At 34.7% G+C, this 23,748-nt stretch carries 17 protein-coding genes and 3 tRNA genes; 12 read left to right on the top strand and 8 right to left on the bottom strand.

Annotated elements, in window-relative coordinates:
- Positions 1 to 29: 29 nt before the first annotated feature.
- Both AC5LXV_RS02670 and AC5LXV_RS02665 read left to right on the top strand, forming a co-directional pair.
- A complete protein-coding gene (locus AC5LXV_RS02670) occupies positions 30 to 1,784 on the top strand; it encodes an ABC transporter ATP-binding protein (RefSeq protein WP_493467314.1) in 1,755 nt (584 codons plus the stop codon).
- Positions 1,774 to 3,549, top strand: coding sequence for an ABC transporter ATP-binding protein (locus AC5LXV_RS02665; RefSeq protein ID WP_493467313.1), 1,776 nt, complete (start codon positions 1,774 to 1,776; stop codon positions 3,547 to 3,549). Before AC5LXV_RS02670 ends, AC5LXV_RS02665 begins: the two co-directional genes overlap by 11 nt.
- Positions 3,550 to 3,920: 371 nt before the next feature.
- Here the strand turns inward: AC5LXV_RS02665 and AC5LXV_RS02660 are convergent.
- The 3 genes from AC5LXV_RS02660 to AC5LXV_RS02650 form a co-directional block, all read right to left on the bottom strand.
- Positions 3,921 to 3,997, bottom strand: a tRNA-Pro gene (locus tag AC5LXV_RS02660).
- A gap of 30 nt (positions 3,998 to 4,027) precedes the next feature.
- A tRNA-His gene (locus AC5LXV_RS02655) sits at positions 4,028 to 4,103 on the bottom strand.
- 123 nt (positions 4,104 to 4,226) lie between these two features.
- Positions 4,227 to 5,522, bottom strand: a complete 1,296-nt coding sequence (locus AC5LXV_RS02650; protein ID WP_493467312.1) for an L-cysteine desulfidase family protein — start codon at positions 5,520 to 5,522, stop codon at positions 4,227 to 4,229.
- 376 nt (positions 5,523 to 5,898) lie between these two features.
- Here AC5LXV_RS02650 and AC5LXV_RS02645 point away from each other — a divergent pair, with 376 nt between their 5' ends.
- Positions 5,899 to 6,579: a response regulator transcription factor gene (locus tag AC5LXV_RS02645; RefSeq protein ID WP_110424620.1), complete on the top strand. Its 681-nt coding sequence runs from the start codon at positions 5,899 to 5,901 to the stop codon at positions 6,577 to 6,579.
- Positions 6,580 to 6,602: 23 nt separating this feature from the next.
- On the top strand, positions 6,603 to 7,907 hold the full coding sequence (locus AC5LXV_RS02640) for an ATP-binding protein (RefSeq protein ID WP_110434786.1): 1,305 nt from the start codon (positions 6,603 to 6,605) through the stop codon (positions 7,905 to 7,907).
- Here the strand turns inward: AC5LXV_RS02640 and AC5LXV_RS02635 are convergent.
- Positions 7,904 to 8,653: a M15 family metallopeptidase gene (locus AC5LXV_RS02635; RefSeq protein WP_493445703.1), complete on the bottom strand. Its 750-nt coding sequence runs from the start codon at positions 8,651 to 8,653 to the stop codon at positions 7,904 to 7,906. The two genes, AC5LXV_RS02640 and AC5LXV_RS02635, sit on opposite strands and share 4 nt — an antisense overlap.
- 103 nt (positions 8,654 to 8,756) lie before the next feature.
- On the opposite strand from AC5LXV_RS02635, the gene rlmN reads away from it, so the two are divergent.
- From rlmN to AC5LXV_RS02620, 3 genes are read left to right on the top strand one after another with little or no spacing between them, the layout of a single operon-like run.
- Positions 8,757 to 9,941 (top strand): dual-specificity RNA methyltransferase RlmN, encoded by a 1,185-nt coding sequence (rlmN, locus tag AC5LXV_RS02630; protein ID WP_110424529.1) that lies wholly within the window; start codon positions 8,757 to 8,759, stop codon positions 9,939 to 9,941.
- Between the two features lie 19 nt (positions 9,942 to 9,960).
- Positions 9,961 to 10,575, top strand: a complete 615-nt coding sequence (locus AC5LXV_RS02625; protein ID WP_493445702.1) for a hypothetical protein — start codon at positions 9,961 to 9,963, stop codon at positions 10,573 to 10,575.
- A 49-nt stretch (positions 10,576 to 10,624) separates the two neighbouring features.
- Positions 10,625 to 11,197 carry a manganese efflux pump MntP gene (locus AC5LXV_RS02620; protein ID WP_493460541.1) on the top strand — a complete coding sequence of 191 codons (573 nt, stop codon included), beginning with the start codon at positions 10,625 to 10,627 and terminating at the stop codon, positions 11,195 to 11,197.
- 115 nt (positions 11,198 to 11,312) lie between these two features.
- Here the strand turns inward: AC5LXV_RS02620 and groL are convergent, their stop codons facing one another.
- The 3 genes from groL to AC5LXV_RS02605 all read right to left on the bottom strand — a co-directional run bounded on the left by groL (position 11,313) and on the right by AC5LXV_RS02605 (position 13,883).
- Entirely contained in the window at positions 11,313 to 12,959 is a 1,647-nt protein-coding gene (groL, locus tag AC5LXV_RS02615; RefSeq protein ID WP_110434790.1) for a chaperonin GroEL, read from the bottom strand.
- Between the two features lie 47 nt (positions 12,960 to 13,006).
- Positions 13,007 to 13,300 (bottom strand): co-chaperone GroES, encoded by a 294-nt coding sequence (locus AC5LXV_RS02610; RefSeq protein ID WP_034884480.1) that lies wholly within the window; start codon positions 13,298 to 13,300, stop codon positions 13,007 to 13,009.
- Positions 13,301 to 13,445: 145 nt separating this feature from the next.
- A complete protein-coding gene (locus tag AC5LXV_RS02605) occupies positions 13,446 to 13,883 on the bottom strand; it encodes an FxsA family protein (protein WP_493445701.1) in 438 nt (145 codons plus the stop codon).
- Positions 13,884 to 14,041: 158 nt separating this feature from the next.
- Here AC5LXV_RS02605 and AC5LXV_RS02600 point away from each other — a divergent pair.
- A tRNA-Phe gene (locus AC5LXV_RS02600) sits at positions 14,042 to 14,117 on the top strand.
- A 288-nt stretch (positions 14,118 to 14,405) separates the two neighbouring features.
- Positions 14,406 to 14,759: an antirestriction protein ArdA gene (locus AC5LXV_RS02595; protein WP_493467961.1), complete on the top strand. Its 354-nt coding sequence runs from the start codon at positions 14,406 to 14,408 to the stop codon at positions 14,757 to 14,759.
- 498 nt (positions 14,760 to 15,257) lie between these two features.
- Here AC5LXV_RS02595 and AC5LXV_RS02590 read toward each other — a convergent pair whose 3' ends face one another.
- Positions 15,258 to 19,019: a hypothetical protein gene (locus AC5LXV_RS02590; RefSeq protein ID WP_493467311.1), complete on the bottom strand. Its 3,762-nt coding sequence runs from the start codon at positions 19,017 to 19,019 to the stop codon at positions 15,258 to 15,260.
- A gap of 177 nt (positions 19,020 to 19,196) precedes the next feature.
- Between AC5LXV_RS02590 and AC5LXV_RS02585 the strand changes: the two genes are divergently transcribed.
- The 3 genes from AC5LXV_RS02585 to AC5LXV_RS02575 all read left to right on the top strand — a co-directional run bounded on the left by AC5LXV_RS02585 (position 19,197) and on the right by AC5LXV_RS02575 (position 23,747).
- On the top strand, positions 19,197 to 20,465 hold the full coding sequence (locus AC5LXV_RS02585) for a hypothetical protein (protein WP_493467310.1): 1,269 nt from the start codon (positions 19,197 to 19,199) through the stop codon (positions 20,463 to 20,465).
- A 1,276-nt stretch (positions 20,466 to 21,741) separates the two neighbouring features.
- Positions 21,742 to 22,743: a 3-oxoacyl-[acyl-carrier-protein] synthase III C-terminal domain-containing protein gene (locus tag AC5LXV_RS02580; RefSeq protein WP_493467309.1), complete on the top strand. Its 1,002-nt coding sequence runs from the start codon at positions 21,742 to 21,744 to the stop codon at positions 22,741 to 22,743.
- Positions 22,740 to 23,747 (top strand): NAD-dependent epimerase/dehydratase family protein, encoded by a 1,008-nt coding sequence (locus AC5LXV_RS02575; RefSeq protein WP_493467308.1) that lies wholly within the window; start codon positions 22,740 to 22,742, stop codon positions 23,745 to 23,747. Before AC5LXV_RS02580 ends, AC5LXV_RS02575 begins: the two co-directional genes overlap by 4 nt.
- Position 23,748 lies beyond the last annotated feature (1 nt).

The following is a 23,748-nucleotide window of genomic DNA, read 5'->3' as shown; positions in this document are numbered from 1 at the left end:
GTTTAGCTTAGATAAGTTCGAGGAAGGTTATGAACATTTCTGAACCACTTCGTTTTATTCTATTAGTAAAGTTAATGGGTAAGGCTTTTTGGATATCAATACTAACAGCAATCATCTCAACCATTATGACGCTAGTACCCATTTGGATACTTTACCTCATGGTAGAAGAACTGACTGTTGCCACATTGTCTCTTGAACTTATCTATTCATGCTTGGCAGTGGCATTCATTGCAATGTTGCTTCGCTGGGGATTAATTGTGATTAGTCACGTTAGTGCTCATCATGGCGCATTAAAGCTAGCTTATCATTTAAAGTTGCATTTAACCAACAAACTGGGATTAGCTCCCTTATCGTTTTTCAGCTCTCATACAGCAAGTGATTTACGTAAAGTAATTAATGATGATATCGCCGCATTAGAAGCCTTTCTGGCGCATTTTTTGCCCGATGTTGCTTCAGCTCTTACTCTGCCAATTGTTGGATTATCATTGTTACTTTATATAGATGTACAGATGGCGTTTGTTGCTATTCTATTATTGCCAATCGCGTTTTGGTGCCAATGGTTATCTATGCGACACAGTGCCGAACAATCGCGTCAGTGGGGAGAATTACAGCTCAATATAGCCCAAAAAGTAAGTGAATACATCCGAGGCATTGCAGTAATTAAAAGTTTTGGACTGAGAGCTGATTCTTTTCGTCAACTCAGTCAGACAATCCGTAATGTCGCACCTTGGATAGAAAACTACTGTAAAAAGAATATGTTTGGCTGGAATTGTTTTAATTGTTTACTTTCAAGCAATTTAATCTTGGTGGCGCCTATTGGAGCCTGGCGCTGTTTTCATGAAGATTTAGCGCCAGTTGATTGGTTACTGTGTTTATTGGTTGCTCCAGTAATAGTTCAACCATTTTCACGCCTTGTATTTGCGTTATCGGAACAAGCCCAACGGCAAGGGTCGTTAGATCGTCTTAACCAGATAGTTAATGCATCACAGATGACAGTATCTCATGAGATTGATAAAGAAAGTTTACCAACGGGAAACCTTGTACTGTCATTTTCTGGCGTTTCTTACCGTTACGATCAGCAAAAAACAGCTCTTCAAGAGGTAACCTTTAATACATTGCCACATGGATTAACAGCGATTGTTGGACCCAGTGGCGCGGGGAAAACAACGATTGCCCGTTTAGCAACACGATTACTTGACTGTGATCGCGGTGAAATCACCTTGGGTGGGCTCAATATCCAGCATTGGCCCTTAGAAGAGTTGTTTAAACAGATATCCATGGTATCTCAGAATGTATATCTTTTTAATGGCACGGTTATAGAAAATTTATTACTCGGCCGACCGGATGCCAATATTGATCAGGTAATTGCAGCAACACAGGCAGCTTGTGCTCATGAATTTATTCTCTCTCTACCACAAGGATATGACACTCAAATTGGTGAAAATGGCACTCGCTTATCGGGAGGTGAACGCCAACGACTTTCCATTGCCAGAGCACTATTAAGGGATGCCCCTCTTTTAATTCTAGATGAAGCAACTGCCTATGCAGATAGTGAAAACGAGTGGCTTATTCAACAAGCTATCGCCAATCTTTGCAATGGGCGAAGTGTGCTAATGATTGCCCATCGCCTCAAAACGATTATCCATGCAGATCAAATAATCGTTGTCGATCAAGCAAAAGTGGTTGGTCAGGGACGTCATGACGAACTGCTTCTGAATTGTCCCTGTTATTGTCAACTCTGGCAAGATATCGAGTTGGATGGAGAGAAAATATATGCTCATTAAATTTATGCGCGCCGGTTATCAGTTGGCTGGTTATCAAGATCGTCGGTTAACCAAAGGATTATTTCTGGCGACACTTGATGGTTGCTTATTGACAGTAAGTTATTACATTGTTGCACAACTTATCCTGTCCGTTTTCAATAAAACTATTTCGTTACCGATAATCCTATTAAGCGTGGTCGGTTTATTGTCCTGCCTGTTGGGGCGAATTTATTCAAGTAATTTGGCATTAAGCCACGTTTTTGGTGGGACTTATGCCATGATGGCTGAAACTAGAATTCGAATTATTAACCATTTACACGCTTTACCACTAGGTTGGTTTTCAGCAAAACGAACGGGGGATTTAAGCGTTCGTTTAACATCCGATCTTGAGCTAATCGAATGGCTGTGGTCGCATTTTTTAGCTGTCTTTACCAGTACAATAGTCACGATGTTATTAATATTGGCACTTCTATGCTGGATTGATCTCTTTTTAGCTTTGCTAGTCATTATAACTATTCCCTTTTCATTTTGGGTTATGACATTAACGCAGCGTGTCATTAGTCGTTATGATGAAAAAATGTTGGATACTGCCAGTGATGCACAAGCAGAGTTATATGATTATATACAGGGCATTAACGTTATTCGCTGCTTTGGCCAGTTTGGTACAGCCTGGAAGCGTCTTTCTAATGCATTATTTCAACAATATCAAGCGCAGCTGAAGTTGGAAACTAAACCCTCTGCATTAGTCGCACTATTTGGTTTTGTCAGTGAGTTCAGTTTTCTACTATTACTTGTATCAGGCGGATATTTGTTGTTTCAGGAACGTTTAGATATTCAGCACTTTATCCTACTCAATTTTTTCTCACTGATTGTCTATCGGCAATTACAAACACTTGGAGATGGGTTAATAAAACTTCGATTTAGCTCACGCGCCATGGAACGTATCAAAAAACTACTGAGTGAAACATCGGTGGCCACATATAATGATGGGAACGCCTCTATAATCTCTAGCTCAAATGAAATTACTGTAAAGCAGCTCAGTTTTACCTATCCTGAGCAATCCTGTCCAGCCTTACAAAATATTGACTGCCACATTCATGCTAATGCGATAACGGCTATTGTTGGCCCAAACGGTTCAGGAAAAAGCACTTTGTTGCAACTGATTGCGCAAATGTGGACACCAGACTCTGGTCAAATTCTTTGGGGTGAATATGAGACTAAAATAATCGCTAGTGAGATCTTAGATCGCAATATTGCCATGGTATTTCAAGATGTGGTTTTGTTTTCGGCATCAGTATTTGACAATATTTTGATGGGTAATCAAAGCGCAACTGCTGAGGAAGTTATTCAGGCAGCTAAATTAGCTCAAGCTGATGAATTTATTCAAAAGTTACCGGATGGTTATCAAACAATTCTTGGTGATAATGGTTACTCATTATCAGGCGGAGAACGGCAACGACTTTCAATTGCCAGAGCATTATTAAAAAAAGCCCCTATCATCCTATTGGATGAAGCGACTGCCAGTGTTGATGCGTCTACCGAAGTGGCAATACACCGAGTATTAGAAAACTTATCCCAGCATTGTACTGTTGTAGTTGTTGCTCATCGTTTAAACACAATACAAAAAGCGCAGAAAATACTTGTTATGCACACTGGATGTTTGCTGGAACAAGGGGATCATGACACCCTGCTTCGCCAAAATGGTCTTTACGCTCAATTGTGGCAACGTCAACAGCAATCGCTTTCATGGCAGCTTACCCCCAACAAACAAGGAATGACAACGTGATGGCTACTTCAACACAGGCAAAATTAAACAATTTTACACAATGTGATTATTATATCAGCCGGCACAATAGGCGCCCCAAGATTAATTCAGCCAACACATTCTGATTATGCTCATTTTTCGATGACCGCTGCAACAGTATACTGGTATGAAGACAGTGTGTATCTTGCCGTATTGCCATATTGCCGTATTGCCGTATTGACACAATTTTATATTAGGTTCTCTGGATATATTAAGGACACTTTCTGTTGATGGTTGTGCGGTATTGGTGTTTGTCTCGTGGTACTCGGCTCGTACCTCTTATCGCATCGAATTAAATATAGAGTAGTAATAATAAAAAAGCCCACTCAAATGAGTAGGCTTTTCTATTAAATTGGTCGGCGAGAGAGGATTCGAACCTCCGACCCACTGGTCCCAAACCAGTTGCGCTACCAAGCTGCGCTACTCGCCGTTAGAGTTGCTTCATCTATACGATATAAAATGGGGTGGCTAATGGGATTCGAACCCACGACAACTGGAATCACAATCCAGGGCTCTACCAACTGAGCTATAGCCACCATAGAAGCAGGACGGAATATTACGCATAAAAAATAATATTGTCCAGCATATTTTTTAAAAAAAATACTGATTGATTATATTAACAGCGTTAAAAGCTTAATATTTTACCACTTTGGGTGAAATTAAGCTTTATGCGACATGATATCTATTATCTGAGTGTCGGTGGCTTTCATGCTATTACTGACAATCGCCCCTAGATTATTAATGGTGGTTTCAACACTATCACAGACAATACCTTCATTACCCGTGACTCGAATTCGATTTACCGCCATCAATACCGCTTTAAATCCTGATGAAACTGATGTTGAAACTTTCATTGCACAGCTATTCGACGCTCCATCACAGATTATTCCCGATAAATCACCAATCATATTACATATTGCCATATCCACCGGTTCATATTGACCTTTACCTAGCAACCATGCCATACCTGCTGCCGATCCCATTGCAGCGGTGGTTACGGCACAAAGTGCCGATAACGGAGGAAATTTACTATGTATATAAATGGCAATAGTATGAGATAAAATCAGTGCTCTTGCTAATTGTTCAGGCGTAGCCTCTAAATAATCAGCAACCACCACCACTGGCATAGTTGCAGTTATCCCCTGATTGCCTGAACCTGAATTACTCATTGCCGGTAATGTCGCACCGCCCATTCGAGCATCTGATGCCGCAGTGGTGCGAATAATCACTTTGGATAATAGATCGTCAGCCAACAATCCTGTTTTTGTTTGTTGATGTAATGTAGCGGCTATACTTAATCCATACTCTCGTCGTAATCCCTCTTGAGATAATGCGTCATTTAATTCTGCAGAGTGTAATATAAATTCGATATCTTCAAAATTAGCTTGAGTTGCAAAATCATATATCTGTTTGACTGACATATGGTTTATGATCGATTCATTGTTAGACTCATCTTGTATTTTGCTATCGGCTTTAAAAATATTTTCGCCATTTTTTTCGATCAAAATTACATTAGTGTGTGAATTTTCAATGCAGACCCTGACATGATCGCTACTCGTATAAACATTGGCTTCAGAATAAATCGCCTTATCGTTATCCGCAATTTGTACATTAACTTTGTGTTCACTAAGAAGCGTTTTAGCTTGGTTAATTTGTTTTGGTGTGATGTTTTTTAAGACTTCAAGACCAGCCTGAGCATCACCACCAATTGCGCCAATTGCCGCTGCAATAGGCAATCCCACCATACCTGTACCAGGAACAGTAACCCCCATGCCGTTTTTCATAAGATTGGGTGAAACGTAAGCCTCAATACGATTAATCTTATTTTTATTAAGATATTTACTGGCAATAGCCGCCGCTAAAGCAAGCGAGATAGGTTCGGTACAACCAAGAGCCGGTAAAACCTCATGTTTCACCAATTTAATTAATTGTTGCCACATTACTTGTTGTTCCATTTTTTATCTCCATATAGCTAACAATAAATAGTGAAACTTTCAGTTAATTAATAAAACAGCTATTTTATTCTATTTAACTTGAAAACTGAATGTACCGTTCACATATTAGATTAAACGTTAGGTAAATAATATTAATCAAACACTGATGTTATTAATAAATTACACTACGACTAACAGCTCCTTATTTAATCGTTTTTTGATTGAAATGCACACTGTGAAAATAGCGTAAATCTAAAATTTCTATACTTGGTTGCATAGTAAATAAATTAATCAGGAATAGAGCAAAATATGTAATATTTTAGTAAATCCACCTGACTTTTTTTTTATTATTGCAATAATAAAACTATCTAAAATTAAATAATAATGGCGACATATGATAAATATTTTATTAATTGATGATGATGTAGAATTATCACAAATGCTTAGCGAATATTTAACCAATGAAGGTTTTAATATTAAAAGTGTTTACTTAGGTAAAGATGGTATTGATGAAGCTCTATCAGGTAAATATCGTGCAGCAATTTTAGATGTAATGTTACCTGATATTAATGGAATTGATGTCCTTAAAAGCATTCGTCAACAATGTAATATGCCAGTTATTATGCTAACTGCCAAAGGTGATAATATTGATCGCGTGTTGGGGTTAGAATTAGGCGCTGATGATTACATTCCTAAACCTTGTTATCCTCGTGAATTATTAGCCAGATTGCGTGCCGTTTTACGTCGTTTTGATGAACGTTCAGTCGAATTAGTCGATGATAAAAAATATCATTTTAATGGTTTAACTTTAGATATCCCTCAACGGCTATGTACTTGGAATGGTCAACCTATTGATTTAACTTCTACCGAATTTAACTTGTTAGTTCTATTGGTTAAACATAGTGAACGAGTGGTGACTAAAGAAGAATTATCTGAAATAGGTCTTGGTCGGGCACGTGAACTTTATGATCGCAGCGTCGACGTCCATATCAGCAATATCCGCCAAAAATTACATCAAGTGGCACAAAATGATGTAACCATTGAAACGATAAGAGCTGTTGGTTACCGCATTCGTTAACCATTCTGTAGGTTTGATTTAATATGAATCGTCGATTATTTTGGAAAATACTGATTATATTTTGGATAATCTTTTATCTTACCTTCCAATTAACTTGGATTGCGTTCTCTTATTATATTGAGAATAAAAATCAACGATTCTTAAATCATATGCCAACTAAAGTGGATATGATTGCGCAATTATTACATGTTGCCGGTGAAGATGAGACGCTCAATTTTATCGCCCATTTACCCGAACGTGAGCGGGTTTTATTGTCGATAAAATTGGTCTCTCCGCAAAATGATCAAGTCAATATCATTACCGATGAACTTGAACCGACCACTTATATCTACCAAAGAATGGCGGTTGCACCAGATGGTACGCTTTACTCGGTATCATTTAAAGATGATAAAACCGATCACAGCAACAACACTAAAAAAACCCTGTTTACAATGCCAACACCCATTGTACTAATGGGGATCTGTGTTGGCTTAGTGTTCAGTCTATTTTTAGCTTGGAACTTAACCAGACCGATGAAGTTACTAAGAGAAGGATTTTTCCGCGTCTCGCAAGGCGATCTGTCGGTTCGGTTATTTAAAAAGTTAAAACCTCGTCGTGATGAACTGAGTGAATTAGGTAAAGATTTTGATATGATGGTTGAGCAACTCAACATCTTAATATCTGATCGTCAAGCGCTACTTCATGATGTTTCCCATGAACTGAGAACCCCTCTAGCACGCTTACAACTGGCAATCGGCCTTGCGCAACAAAATAAACAAAATATCGATACTTCATTAGCTAGAATCGAGTTAGAATCGCAACGGTTAGACCAACTAATTGGGGAAATATTGAATTATTCACGGGCTGAAATGAATAATCGAACCGATGAATATTTTGACTTAAAAGAGTTAATTGGTGTGGTGGTTAATGATGCTAACTATGAAGCCAATCACCAATCGATAGAGGTAGAATTTAACTTATCATCTATCAGCCACTCTATTGTTAAAGGTAATTCCGAACAGATACGCCGGGCGATTGAAAATATCATTCGTAATGCTATCCGCTTCTCTAAAGCAGGCCAAACGGTTGAAGTATCATTAAAAGAAGCAGGAAAATATTTGCAAATCGAAGTTAAAGACCGTGGGCCGGGTGTCGATGCGAGTAAATTATCGAGTATTTTTGAGCCTTTTGTCCGTATTCAATCAGCACAGTTAGGTAAAGGCTATGGCCTAGGTTTAGCCATTGCCAGAAAGACCGTTATTATGCATAACGGTACTATTCAAGCTAATAATCGTGATGGTGGTGGTTTAGTGGTGACAATAAAACTACCTTATTGGCGAAAACACTAATAACACTCGGAATTAACGGTTAATACATACTCTTTTACTAAGCTTTCTAGGGTAATTTTATCAGAGCCAGTAAAATTCAAATTTTGCAGAATCGTTTGTGGATTGGTTTCGAGTATCGTCTTGTATTGGACTAAATATTGTTTGGCAATTGGTTTATATGACCAGTGCCATTCTTCGGGCAAATACCCGCCATTTCGCCCGTCATTAAATGGTTGGCAAAAACCATATTTTGGTAAGTTTTCACGTAGCCATTGATACAAAATAATACCCTGTTTATCATTTTGAAAATATTCCGATGACAGACTAGTAATATCAATATCGGTTCCCCAATGATGTCTTGATGTACCGGGCATTGAAGATAATTTTAAAATTTCCTTGGCAATTTTTTGTGGCTCTACCAATTTAGGTACCAAGGCATCCCATTTACGTTGCCAGATACCATTTTGATAAGTGTAATTACGCGTAGCACTTACCACAATAAACGGAATATCGGGATAAGATTTTTTAAAATCATTATAAGCTTTAATTAACTGCTGGGCAGGCTCCTTTTGAAGATACATGCCCTTTTTATTTACCGGTAATATTGTTGAATCAAGAGCAATAAAATCGCTATCATTTTTTTCATTAAATTGCCCAGTAAGTTTATTTAGCGGAATAGATTGTGCCATAGTAAATGTTGAACATAAAAGTAGAGTTAAAGTTTGGGTAAAATTGATAATTGTTTTTAATTTTATTATTTTTTTCATCATTGACACTGTAATTAAGATTATATTAGCCAGACAAGCTGAAAAACAGTATAATCCTTTCCCTAAAAATTGAAATAGCCATAATGTGTAAAAACGAGGCCATATGTTAACACCAGCTACACAAAAATCGTCTGGCAATTGTTCAGATGTGACAACTAATCAAAATACCACAACGCCAACCAATGAAAAAATTAATTTGCTTAACTTTACTAGACAACAGTTAAGAGAGTTTTTTATTTCATTAGGAGAAAAACCATTTAGAGCGGATCAGGTGATGAAATGGATCTATCATTTTGGGATAGATGATTTTGATCTAATGACCGACATCAACAAAAAACTTCGTGAACAACTAAAAACCTTAGCGGAAATTAAAGCCCCTAAAATTGCCATCGAGCAGCGTTCATCTGATGGTACGATTAAATGGGCATTAGATGTTGGTAATAACCAGATGATTGAATCTGTGTATATTCCTGAGCGAGACCGTGCTACATTGTGTGTTTCATCACAGGTTGGTTGTGCACTGGAATGTAAATTCTGTTCAACTGCTCAACAAGGTTTTAATCGCAATTTAACCGTTTCGGAAATTATTGGCCAAGTTTGGCGTGCATCAAATGCCATTGGTGTCACCGGCAAATTAGCCGACAGACCTATCACTAATGTGGTTATGATGGGGATGGGTGAGCCCTTACTTAACTTATCTAATGTCGCCCCTGCAATGGAAATTATGTTGGATGATTTTGGTTATGGTTTATCCAAAAGACGCGTTACCCTCTCTACCTCAGGCGTTGTCCCGGCTTTGGACAAACTGGCGGGAATGATTGACGTTGCTTTAGCTATTTCTCTTCATGCACCAAATGATGAAATACGCAGCGAAATCATGCCAATCAACCAAAAATATAATATGGCGATGCTACGTGATTCAATTTTACGTTATCTTTCAACTTCAAATGCTAATCACGGCAAAGTGACTATCGAATATGTGTTACTCAATCAAATCAATGATGGTGTTGAACATGCCCATGAGCTGGCGAAGTTTCTAAAAAATGTGCCGAGTAAAATCAATTTAATTCCATGGAATCCATTCCCTGGTGCTCCTTATTCACGATGTTCAAATACCCGAATTGATCGGTTTATGAAAACATTAATGGGCTATGGATTTACGGTAATTGTTCGTAAAACACGTGGTGATGATATTGATGCAGCTTGTGGCCAACTGGCGGGTGAAGTTGTCGATCGTACTAAACGAACACTTTATAAAAAGCAAAACCTTATTCAACAAACAGCATAAAAGAGAAAAGGAGTTGTGGATGAAAGGTGCATTAATAGTATTAAGTAGTTTGGTTATACTCATGCTAGCAGGTTGCCAGACGAGCGCCCGTGAAGAGTTTGATCCGGAAGCTGCTGCATTAGCCAGAATGCGATTGGGGTTAGGTTATTTAGCTAAGGCCAATGAATCTGAAGAGAACGTTAAAGCCGCGCATTATAATCTAAAATTAGCCGCGCAATATTCACCTAAAAATCCACAGGTGATGCTAGCAATGGCGATGTTTGATCAACATGTTGGTGAATACAATGAAGCGGAAATGATTTACCAACGTATCACCTTAATGCAACCAGGTAATGGCCTATTTCATGTTCACTACGGCTCCTTTTTATGTGGCAGAAATCGCTATCAAGAGGCCAAAGAACAATTTAATAAAAGCCTTGAGCTCGATCGCCATCGCTGGAAAGCTGATGCCTATGAGCAATATGGTTATTGTGCTATCCAAAATGGCGATAAGAAAACCGCAGATCTTATGTTCAAACAACTTTTTGCATATGATTCAAGCCGCCGAAGCAATGTGATAAAAGCAGCAGAACTTTATAAAAATAAAGGCGATAAAAAGATAGCTAACTATCTATTTTTAATATCAAAAAAATAAATCATAAAATTAAAAGAAATATCATTCATTAGAAGCAAGAGTAAATATCATGAGTTTTTTGGCTATTTTATTATTAGCATTAGCCATGTCTACTGATGCATTTGCGGTAGCGATTTGTCGAGGTGTTTCACTCAAATCGACACCATTTCTAGGTGCATTAAAAGTGGGGATCTTATTTGGTTTTGTTGAAGCCATTACCCCCATATTAGGCTGGTTAATTGGTTATATTGCACTTCAATATATTGAAAAATGGGATCACTGGATTGTTTTTGCTGTGATGTTATTGTTAGGTATTAACATGATTTATCACAGTTTTAAAGAAGAAAACAGTGAAAATGACGATCAAAAAACTATTCCCTCAACCAAAAAATCATTTTTACTATTGGTTCTTACGGCAATTTCGACCAGTATCGATGCATTTGCAGTTGGTGTCGGATTAGCCCTAGCCAGTGTCAATATTTATCTTGCATCGACAATGATCGGCTTAGCAACCTGTATTATGGTTACACTTGGACTATTGTTAGGGAAAAAACTCGGCTGTTTAATTGGCAAACAAGCCTCATTTATTGGCGGTATCGTGCTGATTATTATTGGTTCAATAACGCTCTACCAACATTTGTAAGCTAATATTTTAATAATCGCTTTAGATATAAAAAAACCCCCTGTAATTGGTTGTCCAACTATTGGGGGTCACTTCATTTGAGTGGTTTTTTATTTTTATTAGCTAAATAGGGGAATTACATCATTCCGCCCATTCCACCCATGCCGCCCATACCACCGGCAGCACCTAAATCAGCTTTATCATCTTTAGGTAAATCAGTAACCATACATTCAGTGGTGATCATAAGACCTGCTACTGATGCAGCATATTGTAATGCACTACGAGTTACTTTAGTTGGATCTAAAATACCCATGGCAATCATATCACCATACTCTTCAGTTGAGGCATTGTAACCATAGTTATCTTTACCGCCTTTAACCGCATTAACCACAACAGAAGCTTCTTCACCGCAGTTAGTCACGATTTGACGTAATGGCGCTTCCATCGCACGAAGCGCAACTTTAATACCAACGTTTTGATCTTCGTTTGCACCTTTAAGGTCTAAAATTGCAGAAGCAGCACGAACTAACGCAACACCACCACCAGCAACAACACCTTCTTCAACTGCTGCGCGAGTCGCATGTAATGCATCTTCAACACGTGCTTTTTTCTCTTTCATTTCAACTTCAGTTGCTGCACCAACTTTAATTACTGCAACACCGCCAGCTAATTTAGCTACACGTTCTTGAAGTTTTTCTTTATCATAATCAGAAGTTGATTCTTCGATTTGTTTACGAATTTGTTCAACACGTGCATTAATTAATGATTCTTCACCAACACCGTCGATGATAGTTGTGTTATCTTTATTGATAACCACACGTTTAGCTTGACCTAAATCTTCAAGTGTTGCTTTTTCAAGCTCTAAACCAATTTCTTCAGAAATTACAGTACCAGCAGTTAAGATTGCAATATCTTGTAACATTGCTTTACGACGATCACCAAAACCAGGTGCTTTAACCGCAGCAACTTTAACAATACCACGCATAGTATTCACAACTAAAGTTGCTAATGCTTCGCCTTCAACATCTTCAGCGATAATTAATAAAGATTTACCTGCTTTAGCTACTGCTTCTAATACTGGTAATAACTCACGGATATTAGAGATTTTTTTGTCTGCTAATAAAATATATGGGCTATCTAATTCAACCGTTGCTGTTTCTGGTTTGTTGATGAAATATGGTGATAAATAACCACGGTCAAACTGCATACCTTCAACAACATCTAATTCGTCTTGTAAACCAGTACCATCTTCAACAGTGATAACACCTTCTTTACCAACTTTTTCCATTGCTTCAGCAATTAAAGTACCAACAGTTTCATCAGAGTTTGCTGAAATAGTACCAACTTGGGCAATCGCTTTAAAATCAGCACATGGTGAAGATAATTTTTTAAGCTCTTCAACTGCTGCAACAACTGCTTTATCAATACCACGTTTTAAATCCATAGGATTCATGCCCGCAGCAACTGCTTTTAAACCTTCGTTAACGATAGCTTGAGCAAGTACAGTTGCAGTAGTGGTACCGTCACCAGCTGCATCGTTTGCTTTTGAAGCTACTTCTTTAACCATTTGCGCACCCATATTTTCGAATTTATCTTCTAATTCGATTTCACGAGCAACTGACACACCATCTTTAGTGATAGTTGGCGCACCAAATGATTTATCTAAAACTACATTACGTCCTTTTGGACCTAAAGTTACTTTAACTGCATCAGCTAATACATTAACGCCTTTAAGCATTTTAACGCGAGCGTCATTTCCAAATTTTACATCTTTAGCTGCCATCTTCGTATTTCTCCTAAATTCTGTATATAAGTTAAATTATCTGCCAGTTATGCTTCAACAATGGCTAAAATATCGGTTTCTGATAGGATAAGCACTTCTTCGTTATCGATTTTTTCTGTCTTAACGCCATATCCTTCATTAAAAATCACAATATCACCAACTTTAACATCTAGTGGCTGAACTTGACCATTTTCTAAAATGCGACCATTACCAACAGCTAAAACTTCACCACGTGTTGATTTACCAGCAGCTGAACCAGTTAAAACAATACCACCAGCTGATTTTGATTCTACTTCTTTGCGTTTGATGATCACACGATCATGCAATGGACGAATTTTCATTAGTTATCTCCTAGCACTAATTTTTACTTAAATGATGATTAAGAACAAATCATACCATTATGATTTATATAATATAGTCCACATTAAATGGGGATTATTTTAGATTCTTCAAGCGTATAAAATTAAAAAAAGTTTAATTGATTATTTATTGGTCATCTTTACGCTCAAATTCCCCCTCAATAACATCATTAACTTGTACACTGCGGCTAGAAGAAAATGAACGAACTTTAAAAGGCAATTTGCCAACAATAAAGCGAACAATATACTCTTGAACAACTGGAATTAATAAAATCGCTCCCAAAATATCCGTTAAAAACCCAGGAATCAGCAATAAAAAGCCTGAGAAGAGTAAAGATACACTCTTAATGATTTCATCTTTAGGGCTTTGATGATTAGCAATTTTTTGTTGCATAATGCTTAAGTTTTTTAAACCTTGCTTTGTAATTAAATACAGCCCAATAACCGAACTAGCAATAATGGCGATTAAAGCAAGAAAAACACCTATTGAATCTGCAACTTTTATGAACAGACTCAGTTCCAAATAAGCATAAATAAAAAGTATAATAAAACCAAAAACTCGCATATAAAAATTCCTCTAAAAATAGAGTGATATTAGTCTAATTAGCCACTAATATAGTGACAATTAGTTAAATTTCAACCAATCAGCATATTTTTTTCAAATTTTTTTACAAAAGGGATTGACGGATGATCGCTAATCGTGTTTAATACAGCTCCATTGTTGCCCGGATAGCTCAGTCGGTAGAGCAGGGGATTGAAAATCCCCGTGTCCGTGGTTCGATTCCGCGTCCGGGCACCAATCACCAAATTTTAAGACCTGCTTCTAGCAGGTTTTTTTGTGTCTAAAGCCTTTTCCAAGCTACCTTTCAAGCGATTTTCTTTGTCAACCGATGTCAACTACCCTCATATTAAATTAACAATAGATTTAACCATTTGGACTTTTTAGAGATATTTTTAATTCATCCGATAAATTAATAGCTAATTCCAAGTATTATCAATCTTATAAGAAAGTAACCATAATTTATCATTATGTTAATAAAATTATTTGGCATAAAAACCTGAAGAGTTAAATTATGCTAAATTAGAAATTTATGAAGCAGTTATTGATGTTGGAGACTATGTTAATTCTATTACTGACTTAATTAATTTATCTGATAACTTAGATTGCTTTCAATCCTTGTCCAATATTTCTGATGAATATGATTTAGGTTTTTATTGGATTGCAGAAAGTGGCTGTTATAGTTTAAAAGAGCTAGGCAATTTAAGTAACTACTTTGATTATGAACGCTACGGTCATGATATTACACTCGAACAAAATGGCACATTTCATTCGGGTAATTACATCTATTATACAGGCGAAAGTTTTAGTTCCGATTACGATGGTAAAAGTATTCCTGAAGAGTATTGTGTTTTGACAGAACCAAATGATTTTGATGATTAGTTAATACCCCAATAAAGCTTATTTAAAGCTTTATTGGGGTAATTTATTTGATTCACTTCATTTTTTAACTATTTCAATCTTATTTTCTCCCGAGTTTATGCATTGATTAAAAAGGACTTTATAAATAAGATTTACTCTTTGAGTGTTCGCTTTTTTCATTACCATATCGTCTTTTATATCTTTTGAAACTTTATTCAAAATAGATAAATAATCTTCCAGTTTTAGTTGCTTATGGAGCTCTGAACTGAATTTGTATTGAATAGTGAAACGACCTGACATTGTCTTATTTTGGCCAACTTTCCACTTACCTTTAAAGCACCATCTCTTCCACCATCATGGGATCTAAAAATTCTTGAATAGGGTATTTAAGAATTTCAGAGAAAATTGTAATACATAAATGCTGAAAAGATTTCTAGCCTAATGTATGTAATTCGTAGTTAACTTCTGAAGATTGTATTTTTGAATACATTTTTATTTTATAATATAAAAGTTAAGTAATTAATAATAAACAATATCAACAAAATCTCTTTTTTTCTCTCGTTCAATTTCTTGTTCTTTGTGAGAAATTAATTCTTCAATATAGGCTTTGTGATTAAGCAACGTTATTTTATTTAAATAAGGTAATATTTTAAGTAAGAATTGCTTTTCCTTTTCTAAATGCGGTACTAAACTACCTGACCAACTTTGAGGTAACCGACTAAACCGTATTTTTTTAAATAATTTAATACTCTGATTATATTCTAGTAATACCAATAAAATATTTAATTTTTCATCTTCAGATAAGCAATCAAGTACTCCTATAATAAATAAGATATATTCGTCATTATCAATATTATTTATGATCGTTTGCGTTATAAAATTGTGTTGTTTTTTTGCAAGATTATCAGTTTTTTCATTTTTATTATGAATAAATAATTTGTGAAATATTCCACCAAAATAGGATTGATCTTTTTGGTAAATATATAAAGCATATTGTTCAATATCCTGAATATAGTTATCTTTATCCCAAAGGAACTTTAAACATGGTATTTTAGTATCATATGATAATCGGGTCGGTTTTTGTAAAATGGAATCAAGAACTGTATAAAAAAATGCGGGATTATTTTCTAACAAGTTTTTTAATAGTTGCCCATCGTCATCAAAATAGGAGTTATAATTAAGTATTGCAAGATAACATTGATAAATAATCTCTGAGTCATTTTTATAATATACTAATAATTGGTTATAAATCTTATTTTGATGAAATAACCGAGCAACGGGTTCTAAGAAACGCATATCTTGTTTTGATTTAGCATATAAATATTTAGTTATAATTAAATACAAGTCTGTATGAAATGGTTGATATTTATCTAACAGGTTGAGATCATTGGGAACTGCAGTTATTTGTGTTAATTGACTGATATGGTCTAGTAATTGTGCAACTACTTTTTCATTAATATTTTCTGCAGGATAATGTTCAAAATAAGTGGTAAGCCAAGCTTCTTTATTTTTATGTTCAAGAGTATCAATAAAATCTTTCGTTTCTATAACACCACATATTTTAAACAATGTGGTGATAATATAATAAGGATGGATAGAAAATAATTCATCATATTGAAGATAAGTATAAATGATTCTCGGATAATGGTGAGGATGACTTGTTATCATATTTGATAAGCATGATGATATGATCTCCCTTAATTGATATTGTTTATGCTGTTTCGAGACAACACTAAGGTGTTCGCATTGCTGTAGAAAATAATTGAGCTCATTTATTGTTATTGTACCAGTATATTTTTGAATTTTATTTCTACGATACTTTTGATAATCTTCGTAACTCAATTTTCTTTCGGCTCTTTCTTGGTTAGGGTCGATTAATAATTGAACAATTGCAGGGATGTTGTCAATCAATTGCGTAGAAAGTAGGTGCATATTACGTAATTGATCCTGGTAATTTTTTATTAATAAACAATGGGCAATATTATTTTTTTCAAAATATGAAGATATTAAGTCACGCATGTAGGGCATATCCAGTTGCACTATTTCTACACCGTTAAATTGCATTTTAGCAATATAATCACTTAGTAATGTGAAGGATTCCACTTGATAGCCCGCATGATTTACTAATGTTGTTAATTGCTTAAATATTTTTCCTCTTATTTCCTTTAGCGGTTGATTTGTAGGGAAGCGGAAGCGCATAACATTGACCATTTTCCCTTCAGCATTAAATTCAGAAAATTCTGCCTCAAGATAATAGGCTGCAATAATAAAAAATAGTTTGGTATATAAGTAGTTATCACCTTGATGTGTCCGAGATAATATACTATCTAATATGATATTCTGTACAACATATCCTATCTCATGATCATTGTGTTTAAACGAAAGAGTATGAATAAACTCATATACAGCAGGTTTAATAAAATCATCTGAGGTCGCTAATAAATCTAATGATAAATTGATAGCAAGTTGTAATTCATCTTTATTGGAGTGTCTAAATTTGCTCAACAATGAAAATATCAGATTTCCCTGACCATTTGAGGTATTAAAATCAAAGTCGACATTGTGCCAATTTATGTCAATTTTTTCTTGTTTATCAAGAATATCTTTAATAAACATCAAGCATTGAGTAGGAATTGCAAACCAAAATTTGTTTAAATAAAGTAGAATATCTTCCTGTGAGTGCTGATTAGATAATATTTTTGTGTAATAAGATTTTATATCTGGCTGAATTTGATTAAGAATACTTTTATGATCAAAGGCATTAATAATAGGAACGATTGCATCATTTAATAACCCTATTTTTTGAGGATTAGAAAAATATTCTAATAGAATAGGAAATGGCAGTACCTTTTGTACAAAAATAGCATGATAAAGTAAATAAGTAGCTAAGACTTGATCTGCTATTTTAATGATTTCATTTTCGAATACGTCAATCAGTTCATTGTGAGTCAGTATTGAAATATTATCTCGAAACTCATCTAAAGTAATGTTAAATATCTGTTGAATACTTTGTATTTGTTGTTCATTTTTAAAATCAATTACTCTAAAAAGAGAAATTATCCCAGATGTTAGTATGTTTTTTTTATTGTCTAATATTATTTGAACATGGTCATAGTGACTAAAATAGCTGTCGTAAAGAGATGCTATATTATACAAAGCAGAAAGATCTTGTTCTGTGAGCACAATTTTAGCGGCCATTACAGCTAAACGAGGATTACCTTTAGTTATTTCCCAAATTCTTTGTAAATAATCAACATGATTTATGTTAAATATTTTTTTTAGCAATGTGGAGAGTTGTTCTTTATTCAGTTTAGCTAAAGTTATCTCTTGGTAAGTCGTAATTTGTTTTATTTTACTAATAAATGAGGTTTTAGCATAATTTCTGATTGTTGCAATAATTTTAAATGTGCGTTTATCATCATTTTCGACAAGATAATGAAGTAAATAATCCAGATTACTATTAAGGCGATTTATATCATCAATAAAGATAAGATAGTCTCCTGGCTCACTAAAATAGGCTGTTATCTCATCAAGAAAGCTTTCACCTTTATTAAAAATACAGTATATTTTTTTATCTGGGTGGCTCGTTTGCAGTTTTTTTAATAAGCTAAGGCTATATTGTGTTTTACCTATACCAGCTTCCCCGGATATAAGTAAAAATTGTTGGTTAAGAAGAGCCTCTATTCCTTGGTGAAAATATTCATCTAAAAAAAGAGGTGAATCAATAATAGGAGTTGAGAATTTATTATAATTATATTTTTTTATGAAATCCTCAATACTTAGAATTTGCCCTGTATCTAACGGTAAAGAAAGATACTCTTTTGCCAATACCGGGTAACTATTTTGAATACTTAATGCTATTGCATCAATATTAAATAAACTAAGAATAATATTCTGCTTAATACATTTTTCGTTCAATATATAAATATCTTCGGGAGTTAAGGTTCCTAGATAACATATAATAATTTCAGAAATATTTTCTAATGGAATTCCTGTTTTCTGGGGATTAAGGCATTTATCTATATCTGTTTCTAATTTTTTTCTGGAAGTTAGTTGTTGTGTTGTGTATTCAACAAAAATATATTTACCATTATTTTGTATTATCAATGTATCAGGAGTGCCTGTTTTTGTTTTATTACTTATCTGAGTCATTCCGATAGCATTTAAATTTTCATACCCTCTCTTATGCAACCAATGATCGCCAAGCCGTTGAAATGCGCCACCTTCAAGCTCAAGTAATTTTGCCTTAATTTGATTAATAGCTGCCATTTCAGTGACCATTTTTATTTAAAAAGATATAATATAAAAATATACCATTTTAGATAGGTTTAGAATATTTCTTTTACTATATTCCATATATTTAAATTAACCATTTTCAAGTTAAAAATATTTTTAATAATTCAATCTACCTGCAATAATTTACTTCTCGCTTAAAAGATCAAGGACAAAACAACAATTATGACAGAAAGAAAACAAGAACGGATGATGCAATTACAGGTAGCATTTCAAGCAATAGTGAATCATAGTCTATCAAAAAGCTTTAATGATTTAATAGAAAAGAATATAAATATTTTCAAAGGTCTTAAGATTATTTATTCAACCGAAAATATGGAATCTCAATTATTAGATCACCCTTTGAAAACAATAGAAGAGCAATTTCCTTACTTAAAAAAATTTTTTTATGGACAAGGACTTCTTTTTTATACTGATGAAATTTATCAACAGACAAAAGAAGGTCAAGCTGAAATAAAATTAGATTATTCTATTAGCTTTGACTCTAACATCACCGAAAAGTTTAGAATTTGGGAAAATGGTGGTTCTTTAGACAAGGATAGTCTGCGGTTTGGCGAATTAATTCAATTCGTTAAAAATAAAGGTGGTATGAATTTTGATTATTCTTTTTTTGTTATTGAAAACTATTTTGATAGCCTTGATGAAAAGAATAATCGTCCATTTAATTCAATAAGAGCATTAAAACGTTTTGAGAGTTTAATCTATAATCAGAATAATTTTAATATCTATCATCCGATTTTTACCGAAAACAGAGAATCAGCAGGGAAAAGAGCGTGTGAAGTTTTTTCAACTTATTATGATAATAGAGAGATGGTTTTAGAACTTCATACAAATAGAAAATTATTATATTCAGTATTGCTAAAATCTATCTTATTAAAGAAAAATGAAAATATTGATATCAAAGATAAATTAAGATTACTTATAGAATTTTCATTAAAAAAGTTAGGATTTTTTGCTAAAACAGAAATTTATTTTGGATGGAAATTTTTAAAATATAACGCTAGTCTTAATTTTTTCGATCCGATACGAACATTAGGTAAAAACTCTTTAAAGAAAATCAGAGGAATGTCATGGGATCTTTTCTCTGTAAGGTATTTAGAAAAACTTATTGGTATGAACACAGGCGCAGATTTTTATATTCCTTTTTTTGTCTCTTTTGATAATCGGTTTATTAATTTACTAAAAGTTTGTCCAATTCGTGCAGTAATTATAGATGAGAAAATACAAAGAGGGTCAACAGTTTATCTTGATGAATTAGAATTTATGGAAGACATAAATAATTCAATTACTGAAGAATTAAATTTAGAACTTAATGATCCAAGTAAAAAGATAAAGAGAATGTTTAAACAAATAGACTGTAAAGTTTTAGAGATAGAAATCTCTAAGCTTGAAGAAGAGCTGAATATCGTTATTAGTAAGGCTTTAGAAAAATAAACTACTATCAAGTATTGAACTAATACATAAAATATATAGGAAAATAGGCTAGCTTCATGCGACACATTTTCCTATTAAAATCTTTAAATAAACGGCATTGATAATGTCATGGTCTAGCTAAACCTTAGCTATCTGAATTTTCACTTTTTCTAACATATTAAATACCTTCTATTCAGAAGGAATATCACCATAAAAAATTTCTTTTAAACAGTTGTATTCAGATTTTATGTCAGACCAAAATTGAGTATGATTTGCAGACAATTTCACATTTTTAATGACGAATGTTAGAACGAAGATTTATAGTTGAGTTATTCTGACAGATTGCTCTTACTAGCGACATTATTTTTCTGCTTAGGTAAACATTTATTGTAATTTTGTTGCTTATCTTGAATATTCGCTTATAACAGATAAAACTAAAATATTCATTATAGCGAATAAAATTTATTTTAATAAGCTAAAACCCAACCAATCCCACTACGGATACAACACCGGATACATTCCCTCACCTAAAATCCCTCAATCCAGTTCCGCCAATACTTTAAGCTGTCTCTTCGATTCCGCGTCCGGGCACCAATCACCAAATTTTAAGACCTGCTGCTAGCAGGTTTTTTTATGTCTAAAGCTTTTTCAAAGTTACCTTTCAAGGGATTTTGTTTGTCAACCGACATCAACTGAGATTACCCCATATCAAGTGCAAAATCGGATACCAACCCGGATACATTTGGTTCGATAATGGCGTGTATCCATAAAATGGTTTTAAAGCCAGTATTTTCAATGGCTATAGCCAATTATTTAATCGCTATCATTTAGAATTAATATTTTTTTCACAACAACTCAAAATTTCGTAAGATAGATCACAAAAATAATATGATATTGGTAATATTTTTCTCCTTTATTACCTTTAATTTGAATATTAATGGATTTTAAACAATTACAACAAAAAGTCATTAAGATCAATATTTGGAAAATAATGGTTTTACTCTGATTGCCATTGGGAAACTATTATGTGGCATCAAAACTGCCACAATGGCTACAAGTCCATAACACGAAAAGCTTGTTTGCAGCACAAAACAGTTAGAAATGATTGAATAGTATTTATTGATTACAAAACAACAGAAAACTTTATGCCTTCCAACTTAAGAAGTTATTAACATATCTATCTTTATCACATTAAGCTAATTTTAAAATTATTATAATAGTTAAACAACCAAAGATATATTAGTACTCAACATTAAGTTATAATTATTATTACAAAATAGATTACGGGGTATCTATTGTGTTGAAAGGAAATAAATTGCCAGTACCTATAAAAATTATTTCGACTGGCATTGCTTTACCGCCAGATAAAATAGAGGCGGTAGATTTAGATAAAAAACTAAATAAACCAAATGGTTACTCACTTAAACGTTCAGGCATACTTTACCGTTATCATGCCGATACGCAATTACAACAAGCCGATTTAGCTGCAAACGCTATTAGTGATGCTCTTACCCGTTGTAATATTGACGGAGAATCTATTGATTTATTAATATCTGCATGTGCTCTTCCTGTTCAAGCGCTTCCTTACACTGCTGCGCATATTCTAAAAGCAAGCTCATTACCCCAAACGATTAATTGCTTTGATGTTAATGCTAGCTGTGTGAGCTTTATCAGTGCGTTACAAGTAGCAGCAGGTTTATTAAATACCGGTATTTATAAACGTATAGCGATTGTCTCTGCCGATTTAGCATCACGTGGTTTAGATTGGCAAGATGAGGAATCTTCTTTAATTTTTGGTGATGGTGCAGCTTGTGCAATTGTTGAACAAGGTGATGGAAAGAGTGGCATCCTTTCATGCTTATTAGAAACCCATACTAATGGTATTGATTTGTGTGAAATTCGCGGAGGCGGTTCTCGTCGAAATATAAAAACCGGTATCGAAGAGCATGATTTCTTATTCCACATGCAAGGAAAACCGCTGTTTAAATTAGCATCATCGCTAATTGAGCCCTATTTAACCCGATTATTAAACCAAGCCGGTTTAACACTTTCTGATATAGCGACTGTCATCCCTCATCAAGCTAGCCATTTATCATTAGAACACATGCGTAAGCGACTTAATATTTCTAACGAAAGCCTAATTGATATTTACCGTTTTCGAGGCAATCAAGTATCGGCTTCAATTCCTAGTGCATTGCATGAGGCCGTAATAACTCAGCGCTTTAATCCGGGTAAACCGGCTATGTTAATCGGTACGGCAGCAGGGTTAACGTTAGGGGGAATGATTCTATTACCATGAGAATTTTAGTGACGGGTGCAACAAGTGGTTTAGGTCGCAATGCTGTAGAGTGGTTACTTACACAAGGTCATCAAGTTCATGCCACGGGTCGTAATCAAACTGTTGGAAAGCAACTTAGCGCGCTTGGAGCAAAATTTACTGCACTAGATTTAATTACCGCAACAGATGCGGATTACCAGCAAATGCTTGTTGATTGTGATACGGTTTGGCATTGTGCCGCATTGTCTTCCCCTTGGGGAAAATATGATTGGTTTTACCAAGCGAATGTCGTAGTCACATCACGTTTAGCACAGTTTGCCGGTAAACTTGGTATTAAGCGTTTTATCCATATATCAACACCATCGATATATTTTGATTTTCAATCGCACCTTAATATCACGGAAGACTACCTAGCTAAAAAGTTTGCTAACCATTACGCGAACACCAAATATCAAGCAGAAAAATGTATACAAGAATGTGTCGCGCATTACCCTAATACAATTTATTTAATATTAAGACCTAGAGGAATTTTTGGTCCTCATGATCGCGTGATTATTCCTCGGATGCTAGCATTATTGAAACGTACTGGCGGTACATTATATCTGCCGAAAGGCGGACATGCTTTTCTTGATCTTACATTTGTGCTTAATGTTGTTTATGCCATATTTACGGCATCGAATAATCCTCATCTTCGCTCAGGTGATGTCTTTAATATTACTAACCAACAACCAAGCCAACTTATTGACTTACTTAATTTATTATTAAGAGAACATTTAGCGCTTGATTATAAAGTTCGATCACTACCGTATCAACTTCTATATGGGGTAGCGACCTTACTAGAAGGTATCGCATCATTAACACATAAAGAGCCTACTTTAACACGTTATAGCGTTGGTACGTTATATTATGATATGACGCTAAGTCAGGAGAAAGCCATAGCCTGTTTAGGTTATCAACCGCTGTATAGCTTAAGTGAAAGTGTTGAACTGACCGCAAATTGGTTAAAGCAACAAAGGTTAGTATAAG

The organism is Gilliamella sp. LMG 34359, from assembly GCF_984569085.1.
This window is presented reverse-complemented; position numbering and strand designations above follow the sequence as displayed.

What these genes read in the sequence shown, in the direction of transcription:
- AC5LXV_RS02585 (WP_493467310.1), top strand. Translation starts at nt 19,197, where the DNA reads ATGACAGAAAGAAAACAAGAACGGATGATGCAATTACAGGTAGCATTT.
- AC5LXV_RS02650 (WP_493467312.1), bottom strand. Translation starts at nt 5,522, where the DNA reads ATGGAACAACAAGTAATGTGGCAACAATTAATTAAATTGGTGAAACAT.
- AC5LXV_RS02605 (WP_493445701.1), bottom strand. Translation starts at nt 13,883, where the DNA reads ATGCGAGTTTTTGGTTTTATTATACTTTTTATTTATGCTTATTTGGAA.
- AC5LXV_RS02665 (WP_493467313.1), top strand. Translation starts at nt 1,774, where the DNA reads ATGCTCATTAAATTTATGCGCGCCGGTTATCAGTTGGCTGGTTATCAA.
- AC5LXV_RS02590 (WP_493467311.1), bottom strand. Translation starts at nt 19,019, where the DNA reads ATGGTCACTGAAATGGCAGCTATTAATCAAATTAAGGCAAAATTACTT.
- AC5LXV_RS02620 (WP_493460541.1), top strand. Translation starts at nt 10,625, where the DNA reads ATGAGTTTTTTGGCTATTTTATTATTAGCATTAGCCATGTCTACTGAT.
- AC5LXV_RS02670 (WP_493467314.1), top strand. Translation starts at nt 30, where the DNA reads ATGAACATTTCTGAACCACTTCGTTTTATTCTATTAGTAAAGTTAATG.
- AC5LXV_RS02640 (WP_110434786.1), top strand. Translation starts at nt 6,603, where the DNA reads ATGAATCGTCGATTATTTTGGAAAATACTGATTATATTTTGGATAATC.
- AC5LXV_RS02625 (WP_493445702.1), top strand. Translation starts at nt 9,961, where the DNA reads ATGAAAGGTGCATTAATAGTATTAAGTAGTTTGGTTATACTCATGCTA.
- groL (WP_110434790.1), bottom strand. Translation starts at nt 12,959, where the DNA reads ATGGCAGCTAAAGATGTAAAATTTGGAAATGACGCTCGCGTTAAAATG.
- rlmN (WP_110424529.1), top strand. Translation starts at nt 8,757, where the DNA reads ATGTTAACACCAGCTACACAAAAATCGTCTGGCAATTGTTCAGATGTG.
- AC5LXV_RS02610 (WP_034884480.1), bottom strand. Translation starts at nt 13,300, where the DNA reads ATGAAAATTCGTCCATTGCATGATCGTGTGATCATCAAACGCAAAGAA.
- AC5LXV_RS02635 (WP_493445703.1), bottom strand. Translation starts at nt 8,653, where the DNA reads ATGAAAAAAATAATAAAATTAAAAACAATTATCAATTTTACCCAAACT.
- AC5LXV_RS02575 (WP_493467308.1), top strand. Translation starts at nt 22,740, where the DNA reads ATGAGAATTTTAGTGACGGGTGCAACAAGTGGTTTAGGTCGCAATGCT.